The organism is Mesorhizobium sp. ES1-1 (assembly GCF_020164785.1).
Lineage (GTDB): Bacteria > Pseudomonadota > Alphaproteobacteria > Rhizobiales > Rhizobiaceae > Mesorhizobium.
In genome coordinates this window covers 307,880-321,768 of sequence record NZ_JAIUGX010000003.1, presented here as the reverse complement: position 1 = coordinate 321,768, position 13,889 = coordinate 307,880, and the positions used below count along the sequence as shown (strand labels likewise).

The following is a 13,889-nucleotide window of genomic DNA, read 5'->3' as shown; positions in this document are numbered from 1 at the left end:
GAGTCACAGGATGCCAACGGACAGAAATATTGAACTGACCATCAGCGACGGTCATGCATCGGCAGCGCCCAAGGCCGCCAAGAAGATCCTCGATGTGGCCTACGACCTGTTTTACCGGCGCGGCATCAGGGCGATCGGCGTTGACGAGATCGTCAAGCGCGCCGGGGTCACCAAGCCGAGTCTCTATCGCAGCTTTCCCTCCAAGGACGAATTGGCGGCCTCCTATCTCAGGCGCTACGACCTCGAATTCTGGAAACGCTTCGACGAGGCGGTCGACGCCCATCCCGGCGATCCGCGCGCGCAGATCAGGGCTTTCCTGACCCGCGCCGGCAAGCGGACCCAAATGCCGGATTATCGCGGTTGCGGCATGACCAATGCGGCGGTCGAATATCCCGAACGCGGCCACCCAGCCCGCGTCGTCAGCGAGGCCAACAAGCAGGAACTGCGGCGCCGCTTGCGCGCCATGGCGCTGGCGATGGGTGCGGACGACGCCGACACGCTGGGTGACGGCCTGCTGCTCCTGATCGAAGGCGCCTATATCAGCGGCCAGCTGTTCGGATTGGGCGGACCGGCGCAGTCAGTGGCCACGAATGCCGATCTGCTGATCGAAGCCAGCTTGAAGAAATAGCGATTGGCGCTACGCTGCCCGGGCTTGCAACGGAGCAGCCGGCCATGCGTGCCATTCTGATCGGGCTTGTCCTTGCCGGATTATGCGATGGGGCTCGCGCCGACGGCATTTCCAGCGCCTACACCGACCTCGACACGAAGAGGGACTGCGTCACCTATGCCAAAGCCGACGAGGGCGACGGCGACTGGGCCGAACTCGCCTGTTCAGGCTATCGCGGCTATCCGGTGCTGGTTGCCTATGACGACGCCCGCGAATCTCTGTTCTACGGATTTCCGCCCGGCGGCGACATGACATCTGCCTGGGAGAGCTTTTCAGGCTTCAATTCATCCGCAGCCAAAGTCGAATGGCGCATCGAGACCATAGGTGACAAGGCTGTGCCGTTCGCGGTGATCCATCGCCGCTCGATCAGCAACAGCGAGGATGAGGCCAAGCCGACCGAAGTGCTGCTCGTGGCCAAGGTCGGCCAGATGGACACGCGGGAAAGCTGCACTGTCGGCCTGGTGCTGGCCACCGGCAACCCGCAAGCCAACGACCAGGCGCGCAAGCTTGCCGATGAGAAGGCGCGCGCCTTCGCCTGCGGCAAGGACAAACACGTTGTCATCGGCAACGTGCCGCCCTTCGGTCGGGTAGATAATTGAGCGTCTAGCGACCTTGTACACGGGATAAGGACGTCGGTCCGCCCTGCCCCTCATTGCCCTGCCGAGGTCGCAGCCAGCTTCCTTCTCCCGATCACAATACGGGGAGAGGGTTCCGGCAGGCGGATGACGGGCAGCGCCGTATCTCAGCCTGTTCGTGCCCCGGGGCCGTTGCCTACTTCGCCGCCTTCGCCCGCTCGATCGCTTCGACGATCATCTTCTTGGCATAGTGGGAATCGTGCCAGCCCTCGATCTTGACCCATTTGCCGGGCTCCAGATCCTTGTAGTGCTCGAAGAAGTGCTGCACCTGCTGGCGGGTGATGTCGGGCAGCTGCGTGTATTCGGTGACGTTCTCGTAGCGCAGCGTCAGCTTGGGTGACGGCACGGCGATGACTTTTTCGTCCTGGCCGGCATTGTCTTCCATCACCAGCACGCCGATCGGCCGCACATTGATGACGCAGCCCGGCACCAGAGCGCGCGTATTGCAGACCAGAACGTCGATGGGATCGCCATCGCCCGACAGCGTATGCGGCACGAAGCCGTAATTGCCGGGATAGCGCATCGAAGTGTGCAGGAAACGGTCGACGAACAGCGTACCCGCTTCCTTGTCCATCTCGTACTTGATCGGCTCGCCGCCGATCGGCACCTCGATGATGACGTTGATGTCCTCAGGCGGATTCTTTCCGATGGCTATGGCTTCAATGCGCATGGCTTGTCCCTCTCTCGGTCCCTCTTTGATGAAAGACCGATAGCGGGAGGCGCGGCACCGTGCAATGCGGCGAATGGTGCTGGAGACGATCGGACGACTCACACGAGGCGAGGCGGGGCTGTCATTCCCAGACGAAGGCGACCTTCTTGAGTGCTTTCTGCTCGAATATCTCGACGCCCTCGGCGACGTCGCGGCCGCCAGCGCCGGCATAAAAGGCGAGCGCGTTCTGATTGTCCTCGAGCGCCCACACCACCATGCCCTTCAGCCCGCGATCGGTCAGCCGGGCCCTGGCCGCCGCGAACAGGCGACTACCCAGACCGATGCCCTGATATTCAGGGCGCATGTAAAGTTCGTAGATTTCGCCCTGTTGACGGAGTTCGCGCGCCCGATTCTTGCCGATCGTCGCATAACCGGCGATCTTGCCGCCGATCTCGACCACCAGAACGGTAGCGGCCCGACGGATGGCGTTAGCCCACCAGTCGGCGCCACGCCGGTTGATCATCGAAGTCAGCGTGCGGTGAGGAATGATACCCGAATAAGCCCCCTGCCATGCCTGAAGATGCACGTCGGCTATCGACTCTGCATCGCGCGGTTCGGCTCTACGGATGTCGATCGTCAGCGTATTCATGATTGATTAACCATAAACCCGGATCGCCCGATTGCAAGAGTCCCGGCGCAGCGCCAAACGCTTTCTTATCGGCGATCAAACTGGCCTTGGAGCGGGCCGAAAAGCTCAGATTTCGACGACATGATCTTCCAGTTCGTTGGTGTCGCCCGGCGTGACTGGGAAATGCTCGGCCAGCACCGCCCCCACCAATTCGATTGCCTTGACGAAGCCGTCGGCCAGACGATCGTCGCCGGCATGCGCGGTCAGGTCGCGTATGACGCCATCCCAGACATGCTGGCCGACCTTGGCATTGATGCCGCTGTCGGCCACCACCTCGGCATAGTGTTCGGCGATCGAGACGAACACGAGCACACCGGTGCGTGCCGCGGTGCGGTGGACGTTGCGGGCGAGGAACTGCTTGATCGCATTGGCGTGCGCGGCCTGGTAGCGCAACCCCCTTGGCACCAGATGGATTCGCAGGCCCGGCAGCGCCCACAGCAAGGCCAGCACGCAGCCTAGCGCCAGCAGCTGGGCGATGACGAAATGCGGCAGCCGGATCGACAACCACCAGGCCTCCAGCCCATAGCCGACGGCCAGGCTGGCGATCAGCATGCCTGCTGTCGCCATGAAGGCGGCTGGGAAGAAGTAGCCGTCGCTGGCGTGCGCCACGACGCAGTAGATTTCGCCATCGGTCGTCGCCTCGGCAGCGCGGATAGCCGCCGCAATGCGCTCGTGATCCGTGGGGCTGATCGATCGTGTTGCCATGATTGTCTCACCAGCTTCCTGAAGAACCGCCACCACCGGACGAGCCGCCGCCGCCCGAAAATCCGCCACCGCTCGAGCCGGACGACCAGCTGCCGCCGGAGCTTCCCGATGACCAGCCGCCACCCGACGAGCCCGTTATCCCGCCGCTACCCGACGTCGACCCGCCCGGCCCGCGGCCGTAGCGAAAGGTCATGCCCAGCCACCTGTAGACGCCAGGCGACAGTTTTGTGCCGAACATCGGCGGCAGGAACGCCATCGCAAGGCCGCCGAAAAACATCGTCGCCCACAAGATGAGGAACACAGTGACAATCGGGTCCAAGGGCGTGCTGCTGTCGGCGGGATTGCGTCTGCCGCGCGCCTCAAGCTCTTCCGGATTGCCTTCCAGCACCATGACCATGTCGTCGACGGCCTTCGAAATGCCGCCCGGAAAGTCGCCGGCGCGGAACGCAGGCACCATGTCGTTTTCGATGATCAGTTTGGTGTGGAGGTCGGTCAGCGTGCCTTCCAGCCCATAGCCGACTTCGATGCGCATCTTGCGGTCATTCTTGGCGACCAGCAGCAGCACACCATTGTTTTCTCCGGCTTGGCCAAGTTTCCAGAAACGGAACAGCCGATTGGCATAGGGCTCGATTTCCTCGCCATCGAGGCTCTGAATGGTGGCGACGACGATCTGGTCCGAGCCCTTTTTCTCGAAATTCGCGAGTTTCTGGGTCATCTCCGCCTTGGTCGCCTCGTCGATGATGCCGGCATTGTCGACGACGCGGCCGGTCAGCGCCGGCAAATCGGCGGCAAGGACAGCCAAACCTGAGAACAGGACCGCGACAGCGATCAGCACGAGCTGGACCGCCGCTGTGACGGGACCGGGCTTCGACGGACTGGTGGAAAATTTCGTCATTCCGTCACCAGCTACCCGAGGAACCGCCGCCGCCGGACGAGCCGCCCCCGCCGGAAAAGCCGCCACCGCCGCCGCCCGAGGACCAACCGCCACCCCCGGACGACCATCCGCCGCCAGAGGATCGCCGGCCAGGCTCGAAGGTCATGCCCAGCCAGCGGTAGCGTCCGGGCCCGATCCTCTGCCCGAAGATCGGCGGCAGGACCGAAGCCGCGATGCCGCCGAAGAAGATGATCGCCCATATGCCGATGAAGACGGTGAAGAAGAGATCGTCGGAATTGAACGGCGCCTGCTGGTTGCGTTCGCCGCGCGCCTCCAGCTCCTCGGGATTGCCCTCCAGCACCATGACCATGTCGTCGACGGCCTTCGATATGCCGCCCGAAAAATCGCCGGCGCGGAACGCCGGCACCATGTCGTTTTCGATGATCAGCTTGGTGTGCAGATCGGTCAGCGTGCCTTCCAGGCCGTAGCCGACCTCGATGCGCATCTTGCGGTCGCTCGGCGCAACCAGAAGCAGGACGCCATTGTTCTCCTTCGCCTGGCCAAGTTTCCAGAAGCGGAACAGCCGGTTGGCATAGGGCTCGATCTCCTCGCCGCCGAGGCTGGGAATGGTGGCGACGACGATCTGGTCCGAGCCTTTGGTCTCGAAGTCTGCGAGCTTCTGCGTCAGAGCCGCCTTGGTAGAGGCATCGATGATGCCGGCATTATCGACGACCCGGCCAGTGAGCGCCGGGAGATCGGCGGCGAGGGCCGTGAGGGGGAACAGGAGAAGGCTGGCAAGAAGGCCAATGAAGGAAAAGTAGGCGTTCCTTAGCACCCCCCTCTGGCCTGCCGGCCATCTCCCCCGCAAGGGGGGAGATCGCCTGTCAGCACCGACAGCGAATCTTCCGCAGCTCAAGAAACAATCGAAACCGCCAAAGCTACCGATCTCCCCCCTTGCGGGGGAGATGTCCGGCAGGACCGAGGGGGGCGCCATGGAGCACACGGCCGACAAGGGACAAGCTCACCAGTAATTCGTCACCCGCCCTGCTTGGTACCGAAATCGACCTTCGGCGGCTGCATCTTGTCTTCGTCCACGGTGAAGTTCGCGAAAGGCTGGTTGCTGCGGAACCACAGGCTTGCCCAGATCACCGAGGGGAAGGTCCGCAGCGTCAGATTGTAGTCGCGCACCGCCTGGATGTAGTCGCGCCGCGCCACCGCGATGCGATTTTCCGTGCCTTCAAGCTGCGCCTGCAGCGCCAGGAAGTTCTGGTTGGCCTTTAGATCGGGATAGGCCTCCGACACCGCGATCAGTCGCGACAGCGCGCTGGTCAGCCCGGCCTGCGCATCCTGGAACTTTTTGAAGGCGGCGGGATCATTGAGCGTTTCCGGCGTCACCGTGATCTGCGTCGCCTTGGCGCGCGCCTCGACCACGGCGTCGAGCGTGTCCTTTTCGTGCGAGGCATAGCCTTTGACCGTCTCCACCAGATTGGGAATGAGGTCGGCGCGGCGCTGGTACTGGTTCAGCACCTCGCTCCATGCCGCCTTGGCGTTTTCCTCGGCCGTCGGGATGGTGTTGTAGCCACAGCCGGCGAGCAGCGGCAGCACGATGGCCATCATCAGGAAGGCGGGAAGCGTGCGGAACACGGACGGGCAGGACAGGCGCTGGGCAAACATGATAGGTCCCTCGATAAGTTGCATGCGAAGCATTACCACAAACGGCGCGCAAGAAAATGACCCCTCCGCCCTTGCGTAACGGGCACGTGCAGGCAGTCCACAAGACCCTGTGAAGGGGCACGCGAACACGGTAAGGTTCGTTCGAAACGGGACATCATCATGGCCGACCGCCAGGACAGCGAGAGGGAATCACGCCGCATCCTCAACCGCGTCGCGCGCGAGACGGATCCGGCCGGCAATTCATTCGTGGCGCGACGCGCAAAGGGCATGGGCGATCACGTCGCCGCGGCCGATGTCGATCCCGATGATCCGATCGAAGTCTGGGGCACCCGCATTGGCCGCACGCTCGGCCTGCTTCTGACACTGGGCCTGATGGGCTGGCTCGTGCTTTACGTCATCCGGGGCAGTTAGGGATCAAGACACAATGAGCGCCGACCAACCCGACGCGCCGCGTGCGGTCATCGTCATTTCCAGCCATGTGGCGCGCGGCTCGGTCGGCAACCGCGCCGCCGTCTTCGCGCTGGAGACGCTGGGCTTTCCGGTCTGGGCCGTGCCGACGGTCATCCTGCCCTGGCACCCCGGTCATGGACGGGCCACGCGCATCGTGCCGCCGCTCGACCAGTTCAAGGCATTGATGGCCGACCTCGAGCGGGCGCCATGGCTGGGCGAGGTCGGCGCCGTGCTGTCGGGCTATCTCGGCGAGGCCGGCCAGGCCGAGGCCGTCGCCTCGCTGATTGCCGCCGTAAGGGCAAAAACTCCCGGCGCCCTCTATATCTGCGACCCGGTGATGGGTGATTCGGGCGGCCTCTATGTCCCGGAGCCGACGGCAATCGCCATGCGCGACAGGCTGATGCCGATCGCCGACATCGCCACGCCCAACCGCTTCGAACTGGAATGGATGGCGGGCGCGCCTTTGCCCGACTTGAAATCGGTGATCGCGGCGGCCCTTCATGCCGGACCCTCGACCATGCTGGTCACCTCCGCGCCCTCCATGATGACGGGTGGCACCGGCAATCTGCTGCTCGACGCCAGCCAGGCGCTGCTTGCCGAGCACCGGCTCATCGACAAGCCGCCGAATGGCCTGGGCGACCTGACGGCGGCTGTCTACCTCGCCCGCGTCCTGTCCGGCCAGCCGCCGATCAAGGCGCTGCAATCGACGACGGCGGCGGTCTACGAGATCCTGGCGCGCACCGCCAAGCGCGGCGGCGACGAATTGCAGCTCGAAACCGATGCGCAGAGCCTGTCGCACCCGATGGCGATGGTGCAGCTTCGCCATCTGACGCATCCGGGACGGGACCGCCGGGCGTGACGTCGGCCGACCTTGACCTCGTCCGTGCCTGTCTAACGGCGCAGCCATGCGCCTTGCATGACGATTGCCGGGCAGCCATCCGCGATTGGGCATTGCCCGCGACCGGCTTTTGCCGTTAGAGCGTTCTCACGCAACGAGCTGCCGCATCCAACCCGGAAAGGCTCCAGACGCCGCCCATGCCCCATCTGCCCGAACACCTTCTCAACGGATACCGCAATTTCATGAGCGGCCGCTATCTCACAGAGAGCGATCGTTATCGCGCGCTTGCCCGCGAGGGCCAGGCGCCCGAGACGATGATCGTTGCCTGCTGCGATTCCCGCGCCGCACCGGAATCGATCTTCGACGCCGGCCCCGGCGAGCTCTTCGTGCTGCGCAATGTCGGCAATCTGGTGCCACCCTACGCTCCGGACGGCGAGTTCCATTCAACCTCGGCCGCCCTCGAATTTGCCGTGCAAAGCCTCAAGGTGAAGAACATCGTCGTCATGGGCCATGGCCGTTGCGGCGGCATCCGCGCCGCACTGGACCCGGCGGCGGCACCTTTATCTCCCGGCGATTTCATCGGCAAATGGATGAGCCTGATCGCGCCCGCGGCCGAAACCGTGTCTTCCAGCACCTTCATGACCACGACGGAACGCCAGACCGCGCTGGAGCGGATCTCGATCCGCTATTCCATCGCCAATCTGAGGACCTTTCCCTGTGTCAGCATCCTCGAGGGCAAGGGCCGGCTGTCCCTGCACGGGGCCTGGTTCGACATCTCCAGCGGCGAACTCTGGGTGATGAACAAGGACACCGGCGATTTCGAAAAGCCGGAGATCGCATAAAGCGCGACCGCCGTCCTGAAATCGCCTGCAATTCGCAGGCGGTAATCTTTGAACGCTGCGACGGATATTGAAGCGGACCCCAGTCAGATGCCGTATTGCGGCTCCGGGGACCGTGTCCTACATCGGGGACACCTTACCCGCCTTCAGCGAAAGACCGTCCATGCCGTCCCCACAATCCGTCGACCTCGCCTCCCATCCGCTGACCGCGTGGCAAGGGCCGCTTGGCCTGCCCGATTTTGCCCACATCGGCGACGGTGATTTTGCCTCGGTCTTCGACGCCGCGCTGAAGGCGCATGAGGACGAGATCGAGACCATCGCCGGGAACCAGGACGAGCCGACCGTCGAAAACACGCTCCAGGCCCTGGAACTCGCAGGCGATGCGCTCGACCGTGTCTCGTCGATCTTCTGGTGCCGCGCCGGCGCTCACACCAATGATGCGATCCAGGCGCTGGAGCGCGAAATCTCGCCGAAAATGTCCAGGCATTTCTCGGCGATTTCGATGAACGAGAGGCTGTTTGCCCGAATCGACGAGCTTTACCAGAAGCGCGATGGCTTGGGCCTCGACGCCGAGACGCTGCGCGTGCTGGAAAAGACATGGAAGGGCTTTGTCCGCTCTGGCGCCAAGCTCGACGCCGAGGGCAAGAAGCGGCTGGCGGCGATCAGCGAGGAGTTGTCCTCGCTTGGCACGGCTTTCGGCCAGAACGTGCTTGCCGACGAGCGCGACTGGGCGCTGTTCCTCGATGAGGCAGACCTTGCCGGCCTGCCCGAATTTCTCAAGAGCTCGATGGCTGAAGCCGCCGAGATGCGCGGCCAGAAGGGCCGCTACGCCGTGACGCTGTCGCGCTCGATCTACGAGCCCTTCTCGACCTTCTCCGAACGCCGCGACCTGCGCGAGATTGCGTTCCGCGCTTTCACCATGCGCGGCCAGAATGGCGGCGCCACCGACAACACCGCCGTGGTGCGCGACACGCTGCGCCTGCGCGCGGAAAAGGCAAAGCTGCTTGGCTATGCCTCATTCGCCGCACTGAAGCTCGACAACACCATGGCCAAGACGCCGCAGGCCGTGCATGCCCTGCTCGACCCGGTGTGGGAAAAGGCGCTTGAAAAGGCAGCGGCCGACCAGCAGCAATTGGAGCGGCTGGCGGCGGAAGCCGGCAGCAACGAGAAATTCGCCGCCTGGGACTGGCGCTTCTATCAGGAGAAGCTGCGCGCCGAGAAATTCGCCTTCGACGAGGCCGAACTGAAGCCCTATCTGCAGCTCGACCGCATCATCGACGCCTGCTTCGACGTGGCGACAAAACTGTTCGGCATCACTTTCGTGGAAAAGCAGGGCATCGCCGCCTGGCACGAAGACGCCCGTGTCTTCGTCGTAAGGAATGCCGATGGCAGCGAGCGCGGCCTGTTCCTGGCCGACTATTTCGCCCGGCCGTCGAAGCGCTCCGGCGCCTGGATGAGCGCGTTGCAGTCCGGTTATAAGCTTGGCCACGGCTCGATGCCGATAATCTACAACATCATGAACTTCGCCAAGCCTCCGGCGGGCGAGCCGGCGCTGTTGTCGGTAGACGAGGCGAAGACGCTGTTTCACGAGTTCGGCCACGCCCTGCACGGCATGCTGACCGAAGTGACCTGGCCATCGGTCGCCGGCACCTCCGTCAGCCGCGATTTCGTCGAATTGCCCTCGCAGCTTTACGAGCATTGGCTGACGGTGCCGGCGGTGCTTGAAAAGCACGCGCTGCATGTGAAGAGCGGCCAGCCGATGCCGAAGGCGCTGCTTGACAAGATGCTGGCGACGCGGACTTTCGGCGCCGGTTTCGCCACGGTAGAGTTTACATCCTCCGCGTTGATGGACATGGCGTATCACGCCCGGCCCGATGCGCCAGAGGAGCCGCTGCGTTTCGAAGCCGAGACGCTTGCCGGGCTCGACATGCCTGACACCATTGCGATGCGCCATCGCACCCCGCATTTCGCCCATGTGTTTTCCGGCGAAGGCTACTCGGCGGGGTATTACTCCTACATGTGGTCGGAAGTGCTCGACGCCGACGCTTTCGCCGCCTTCGAGGAAACCGGCGACCCCTTCGATCCGGAGCTGGCGGAGCGGCTGAGGAAGAACATCTATGCCGCCGGCGGTTCGAAGGACCCGGAGGAGCTCTACACGGCGTTTCGTGGCAAGATGCCCTCGCCCGAGGCGATGATGGTGAAGCGCGGGCTCGTGTAGCGCGCCTCTCCCTTCTCCCCCTGCGGGAGAAGGAAGAACGCTACGCCTTCCACGGATCCGCTACCCTTGGCCAGATCGGCCGCGTCAGCTTCTTGTAGTCCGTCAGCGCCGGATTGCTGGGGTAGGAACTCGGCGCCGAGACATAGATTATCTCGGCGGCGATCGGTTCGAATCCGGCATAGAAATGGTTGGTGGACTTGATGAGCAGCACATCCTTGCTCATCGGATCGACGCCGATATTCGAGAAAACATCCGGCTCGAAGGTCTGCGTGCGGTTGGTGTTGAGGATGATGTCCACCTCAGTGCCTTCGATGCGAACCAGCGCCGCCGGCCCCAGTGTCACCCGGCTCGGGCCAAAACTCTGCCAGCCTTCCGTAACCGCCTTCACCACCTTGACGCGCGCGTCGATCGGCTCGCCGGCCAAGGGTCCGGCCTTGCCGCCGAAGCGCAGGTCGATGACCGCGCCCTCGCCCGCCGCGTGGCAGAATGTGACGGCGATCGGATCCCAGATCGTCGCGACCCCGACTTTGCCCAGGCCACGCGCCAGCATCTGGCGCAGCACGAATGTCCCATCGCCGGCGACACCGCCGCCGGGATTGTCCCAGATGTCGGCAATCACCACCGGCTTGCCCCGGCTTTCAGCCCGGACGGCGAGCGCGCGATCGATGCCGTCGGCCGTGTTCAGCATCGGCATCGCCGTTTGTTCCCGCAAAGCGTAGAGTTCGCGTCCGAGCTTCTCGGCCAGCGCATCGCCGGCTGCCTTGTCATTGTCGGTGACCACCAGGATGCGCGTGCCCATCTCAGGCACGTCGGCCGCCATGAAACCATGGATGACCGAGACCGACAGCACCCCATCCTTGCCGTGCAGGGCCTTGACGCGGTCGACGAAGGAGCGCATCGGCTCGCGGCTCGTCGGCAGCACCTGGATCATGCGGCAGTCGAAGGTCGAGATAACAGGCTTGGTCTCGCCGCGCGCCGCCGCCAGGCCAATCTCGACGACATGTTCGCCCCGCTCGTAGAAATCGGTATGCGGGAACTCGAGGAAGTAGGCCATGATGTCACAAGCCGCAACGCGCTTCGGCGTCAAATGGCTGTGCGGATCGAACTCGGAGGCGATCACCACGCCCGGCCCGACGATTGTCCGCACCCGTTCCAGCAGATCGCCCTCGCAATCGTCATAGCCTTGCGCCACCATGGCGCCATGCAGGCCGAGGATGACCGCGTCGACCGGCAGCGCCGCCTCGAGCTGGCCGAGGATCTCGTCGCGCAGCGCTTCGTAGGTCTGCCGCTGCACCAGGCCGCCAGGCTCAGCCCAGGTGGCGGTACCCTCGATGACGGTGAGGCCTTCCGCGGCCGCGCGGCGACGCAAGGCGACGATCGGCGAGGAACACAGGGTCGGCGTTTCCGGATGCTTGCCGGGCCTGGCATAGAAAGCCATCTCGAAGGAGGCCCGGTCGGTGGGGACGGGCGAGAAAGTGTTGGTTTCGGTCGCCAGCGAGGCGGTGAAAATGCGCATTGTGGGAGGTCCGCTTCGCTCTATCGGTTCGTGGCTGTTGCGGCCGGGCATGTAGACGAGATCGTTGGCCGTGGCGACAGCGGCGCGTTCAATGACATGAAAAACTCCGCTTTGTTGATCGTCCGCCTACTTCACCGCTCCCAGCGCCAGTCCCCTGACGAGGTAGCGTTGCAGCCATATGAACAGGATCGCCACCGGCAAGGTCGCCAGCAGCGTGGCCGCCATCACATGATGCCATTCGATGGTATAGCGGCCGGCCACCAGCGAGAACACCTGGATCGGCAGCGTATAGCTTTCCTGGCTGCGCAGCATGGTCAGCGCGACGACGAACTCGTTCCAGGCATTGATGAAGGTGAAGATCGCGGTGACGGCGATGGCCGGCAGGCATAGCGGCAGGAACACTTTCCTCAGCGTCAACCAGCGGCTCGCACCTTCCATCCACGCCGCTTCCTCGAGATCGCGCGGAATGGTGTCGAAATAGCTTTGCAGCATCCACACCGTGAAGGCGACGTTGAAGGCCATGTAGATGAAGCCGAGCGCGGTCGTCGACTCGACCAGCCCCCAGGCGGCCATCAGCCGGAACAGGCCGAGCACCAGCACGATCGGCGAGATCATCTGCGAGATCAGCAGGAACTGCCGGAAGGGGCCATAGCCGGCGAAGCGGAAGCGCGACATGGCGTAGGCCGCCGGGACCGAGACCAGGATGGCGCCGATCGTGGCGATGACGGACACATAGAGGGAGTTGGCGAGCGCCTGGCCAAAGCCTGTCGCCACCCACATATCGGAAAAGTTCGACCAGCGAAATTCGCTGGGCCACCAGGTCGGCGACAGAACTTCCTGCCTTGGCTTGACAGCGGTCAGGAACATCACGGCGAACGGAAAGATCGTCACCGCGATCAACGGCGCCAGCAGCAGCCAGGCGATGACAGTGCGTTTTAGCTTGCTGTTCATGCGCGTTGCTCCCGCATCGCAAGCCGCACATAGATCATGGTGAAGACCAGCAATATGGCGAACATCACCAGCGACACCGCCGATGCCTCGCCGAGTTTCCCGATGCGGAAGGCCAGCTTGTAGAGATGTGTGACCAGGATGTCGGTCGAGTTGGCGGGCCCGCCCTGCGTCATCACCCAGATGATCGGGAAGGAGTTGAAGACGTAGATGGTGTTGAGCACGATGGCGATGTTGATGAACGGCTTCAACAGCGGAAAGGTGATCTCGCGGAACTGCTGCAGCGGCGTCGCTCCTTCGAGTGCAGCCGCCTCGTAGAGATCGTCTGATATCGACGACAGACCGCCGAGGAAGATCGTTGTGGTGAACGGCACAGTAACCAGGATGCCGATCAGCACCTGCATCGGAAAGGCCGTCTCGGCGCTCGCCAACCATTGGATGTTGTGGTCGATGACGCCCAGCCCAAGCAGGGCTGAGTTCAGCATGCCGCTTTCGCCGCTCAGTGCCCAGCGCCAGACCACCGCGGTCATGGTCAGCGACACCGCCCAGGGCAGCATGATGATAACGCGCGCGATGCCGCGGCCGTAAAAATCAGTGTTGAGGATCAGCGCAACGGGGACCGACAGCAACAGCGCCCCGCCGACGACCAGCACAGTCCAAAGACCGGTGCGCCACAGCGCCGCCGTGAAATCGGGATCAGCGAGCAGGGCCGAGAAATTGGCAAAGTCATTGAACGCGCGAAGCTGCCCGAAACGGTTGACCTCATGCGTCGAGATCTGGATCAGGTCCCAGACCGGCCAGAAGATCACGACCGCCGCCAGGAACAGGCTGGGCAAGGTCAGGAGATAGGGCAGGAAACGATTTTCCATCGACTGGCTTTACCGCGTTGCGGGTGAGGTTGCATTGCGCCGGCCTGACAGGGTGACTTGATCCACCTTGTTCTTCTCTCAGGACTGCATGCAGGTTCGGCGCTGGCCTCACCGAGCTGCCCGTCCTCCGCATCCGTTGCGGAAGGGAGCCCTTCCTCTCCCCCGTCGATCGGGGGGAGAGGTGACGAGCGAAGCTCGACGGAGTGGGGGTCGACCCTTTGGCGCTAGGTGCTTCGCGCTTATGACCCTTCCGTCCGTTCAAGGCGGTTGGTGGTTCCCTCACTCCGTCTCGGCTTCGCCGAGCCACCTCTCCCCCCCT

At 63.6% G+C, this 13,889-nt stretch carries 15 protein-coding genes; 6 read left to right on the top strand and 9 right to left on the bottom strand.

Features of this window, described 5'->3' with window-relative positions:
• Nucleotides 1–10: 10 nt before the first annotated feature.
• Together LB513_RS06880 and LB513_RS06875 are read left to right on the top strand one after the other, a co-directional pair.
• Complete coding sequence (locus LB513_RS06880; protein WP_224662709.1) at nucleotides 11–628, top strand: TetR/AcrR family transcriptional regulator; 618 nt, start codon at nucleotides 11–13, stop codon at nucleotides 626–628.
• Nucleotides 629–672: 44 nt separating this feature from the next.
• Entirely contained in the window at nucleotides 673–1,266 is a 594-nt protein-coding gene (locus LB513_RS06875; RefSeq protein ID WP_224662708.1) for a hypothetical protein, read from the top strand.
• 172 nt (nucleotides 1,267–1,438) lie between these two features.
• On the opposite strand, the gene ppa is transcribed toward LB513_RS06875, so the two are convergent.
• From ppa to LB513_RS06845, 6 genes are all read right to left on the bottom strand, one after another.
• Entirely contained in the window at nucleotides 1,439–1,972 is a 534-nt protein-coding gene (gene ppa, locus LB513_RS06870) for an inorganic diphosphatase (RefSeq protein ID WP_224662707.1), read from the bottom strand.
• Nucleotides 1,973–2,093: 121 nt separating this feature from the next.
• Nucleotides 2,094–2,600, bottom strand: coding sequence for a GNAT family N-acetyltransferase (locus LB513_RS06865; protein WP_224662706.1), 507 nt, complete (start codon nucleotides 2,598–2,600; stop codon nucleotides 2,094–2,096).
• Nucleotides 2,601–2,705: 105 nt separating this feature from the next.
• Nucleotides 2,706–3,344 (bottom strand): TPM domain-containing protein, encoded by a 639-nt coding sequence (locus LB513_RS06860; RefSeq protein ID WP_224662705.1) that lies wholly within the window; start codon nucleotides 3,342–3,344, stop codon nucleotides 2,706–2,708.
• 7 nt (nucleotides 3,345–3,351) lie between these two features.
• Nucleotides 3,352–4,239: a TPM domain-containing protein gene (locus tag LB513_RS06855; protein ID WP_224662704.1), complete on the bottom strand. Its 888-nt coding sequence runs from the start codon at nucleotides 4,237–4,239 to the stop codon at nucleotides 3,352–3,354.
• 4 nt (nucleotides 4,240–4,243) lie between these two features.
• Nucleotides 4,244–5,053 carry a TPM domain-containing protein gene (locus tag LB513_RS06850; RefSeq protein ID WP_224662703.1) on the bottom strand — a complete coding sequence of 270 codons (810 nt, stop codon included), beginning with the start codon at nucleotides 5,051–5,053 and terminating at the stop codon, nucleotides 4,244–4,246.
• A gap of 200 nt (nucleotides 5,054–5,253) precedes the next feature.
• Complete coding sequence (locus tag LB513_RS06845) at nucleotides 5,254–5,892, bottom strand: LemA family protein (RefSeq protein WP_224662702.1); 639 nt, start codon at nucleotides 5,890–5,892, stop codon at nucleotides 5,254–5,256.
• A 159-nt stretch (nucleotides 5,893–6,051) separates the two neighbouring features.
• On the opposite strand from LB513_RS06845, the gene LB513_RS06840 reads away from it, so the two are divergent.
• The 4 genes from LB513_RS06840 to LB513_RS06825 all read left to right on the top strand — a co-directional run bounded on the left by LB513_RS06840 (nucleotide 6,052) and on the right by LB513_RS06825 (nucleotide 10,237).
• Complete coding sequence (locus tag LB513_RS06840) at nucleotides 6,052–6,303, top strand: hypothetical protein (protein WP_224662701.1); 252 nt, start codon at nucleotides 6,052–6,054, stop codon at nucleotides 6,301–6,303.
• 13 nt (nucleotides 6,304–6,316) lie between these two features.
• The gene (pdxY, locus tag LB513_RS06835; RefSeq protein WP_224662700.1) at nucleotides 6,317–7,201 is read left to right on the top strand and encodes a pyridoxal kinase PdxY; all 885 of its coding nucleotides are present in this window, start codon (nucleotides 6,317–6,319) and stop codon (nucleotides 7,199–7,201) included.
• A 176-nt stretch (nucleotides 7,202–7,377) separates the two neighbouring features.
• Nucleotides 7,378–8,022, top strand: coding sequence for a carbonic anhydrase (locus LB513_RS06830; RefSeq protein ID WP_224662699.1), 645 nt, complete (start codon nucleotides 7,378–7,380; stop codon nucleotides 8,020–8,022).
• Nucleotides 8,023–8,182: 160 nt separating this feature from the next.
• Nucleotides 8,183–10,237 (top strand): M3 family metallopeptidase, encoded by a 2,055-nt coding sequence (locus tag LB513_RS06825; protein WP_224662698.1) that lies wholly within the window; start codon nucleotides 8,183–8,185, stop codon nucleotides 10,235–10,237.
• A 40-nt stretch (nucleotides 10,238–10,277) separates the two neighbouring features.
• Here LB513_RS06825 and LB513_RS06820 read toward each other — a convergent pair whose 3' ends face one another.
• The 3 genes from LB513_RS06820 to LB513_RS06810 all read right to left on the bottom strand — a co-directional run bounded on the left by LB513_RS06820 (nucleotide 10,278) and on the right by LB513_RS06810 (nucleotide 13,570).
• A complete protein-coding gene (locus LB513_RS06820) occupies nucleotides 10,278–11,753 on the bottom strand; it encodes a M81 family metallopeptidase (protein WP_224662697.1) in 1,476 nt (491 codons plus the stop codon).
• A gap of 126 nt (nucleotides 11,754–11,879) precedes the next feature.
• Nucleotides 11,880–12,704 carry a carbohydrate ABC transporter permease gene (locus LB513_RS06815; protein ID WP_224662696.1) on the bottom strand — a complete coding sequence of 275 codons (825 nt, stop codon included), beginning with the start codon at nucleotides 12,702–12,704 and terminating at the stop codon, nucleotides 11,880–11,882.
• Nucleotides 12,701–13,570 carry a carbohydrate ABC transporter permease gene (locus tag LB513_RS06810; protein ID WP_224662695.1) on the bottom strand — a complete coding sequence of 290 codons (870 nt, stop codon included), beginning with the start codon at nucleotides 13,568–13,570 and terminating at the stop codon, nucleotides 12,701–12,703. The genes LB513_RS06815 and LB513_RS06810 overlap by 4 nt, the downstream gene beginning before the upstream one ends.
• Nucleotides 13,571–13,889 lie beyond the last annotated feature (319 nt).

What these genes read in the sequence shown, in the direction of transcription:
- LB513_RS06880 (WP_224662709.1), top strand. Translation starts at nt 11, where the DNA reads ATGCCAACGGACAGAAATATTGAACTGACCATCAGCGACGGTCATGCA.
- LB513_RS06875 (WP_224662708.1), top strand. Translation starts at nt 673, where the DNA reads ATGCGTGCCATTCTGATCGGGCTTGTCCTTGCCGGATTATGCGATGGG.
- ppa (WP_224662707.1), bottom strand. Translation starts at nt 1,972, where the DNA reads ATGCGCATTGAAGCCATAGCCATCGGAAAGAATCCGCCTGAGGACATC.
- LB513_RS06865 (WP_224662706.1), bottom strand. Translation starts at nt 2,600, where the DNA reads ATGAATACGCTGACGATCGACATCCGTAGAGCCGAACCGCGCGATGCA.
- LB513_RS06860 (WP_224662705.1), bottom strand. Translation starts at nt 3,344, where the DNA reads ATGGCAACACGATCGATCAGCCCCACGGATCACGAGCGCATTGCGGCG.
- LB513_RS06855 (WP_224662704.1), bottom strand. Translation starts at nt 4,239, where the DNA reads ATGACGAAATTTTCCACCAGTCCGTCGAAGCCCGGTCCCGTCACAGCG.
- LB513_RS06845 (WP_224662702.1), bottom strand. Translation starts at nt 5,892, where the DNA reads ATGTTTGCCCAGCGCCTGTCCTGCCCGTCCGTGTTCCGCACGCTTCCC.
- LB513_RS06840 (WP_224662701.1), top strand. Translation starts at nt 6,052, where the DNA reads ATGGCCGACCGCCAGGACAGCGAGAGGGAATCACGCCGCATCCTCAAC.
- pdxY (WP_224662700.1), top strand. Translation starts at nt 6,317, where the DNA reads ATGAGCGCCGACCAACCCGACGCGCCGCGTGCGGTCATCGTCATTTCC.
- LB513_RS06830 (WP_224662699.1), top strand. Translation starts at nt 7,378, where the DNA reads ATGCCCCATCTGCCCGAACACCTTCTCAACGGATACCGCAATTTCATG.
- LB513_RS06825 (WP_224662698.1), top strand. Translation starts at nt 8,183, where the DNA reads ATGCCGTCCCCACAATCCGTCGACCTCGCCTCCCATCCGCTGACCGCG.
- LB513_RS06820 (WP_224662697.1), bottom strand. Translation starts at nt 11,753, where the DNA reads ATGCGCATTTTCACCGCCTCGCTGGCGACCGAAACCAACACTTTCTCG.
- LB513_RS06815 (WP_224662696.1), bottom strand. Translation starts at nt 12,704, where the DNA reads ATGAACAGCAAGCTAAAACGCACTGTCATCGCCTGGCTGCTGCTGGCG.
- LB513_RS06810 (WP_224662695.1), bottom strand. Translation starts at nt 13,570, where the DNA reads ATGGAAAATCGTTTCCTGCCCTATCTCCTGACCTTGCCCAGCCTGTTC.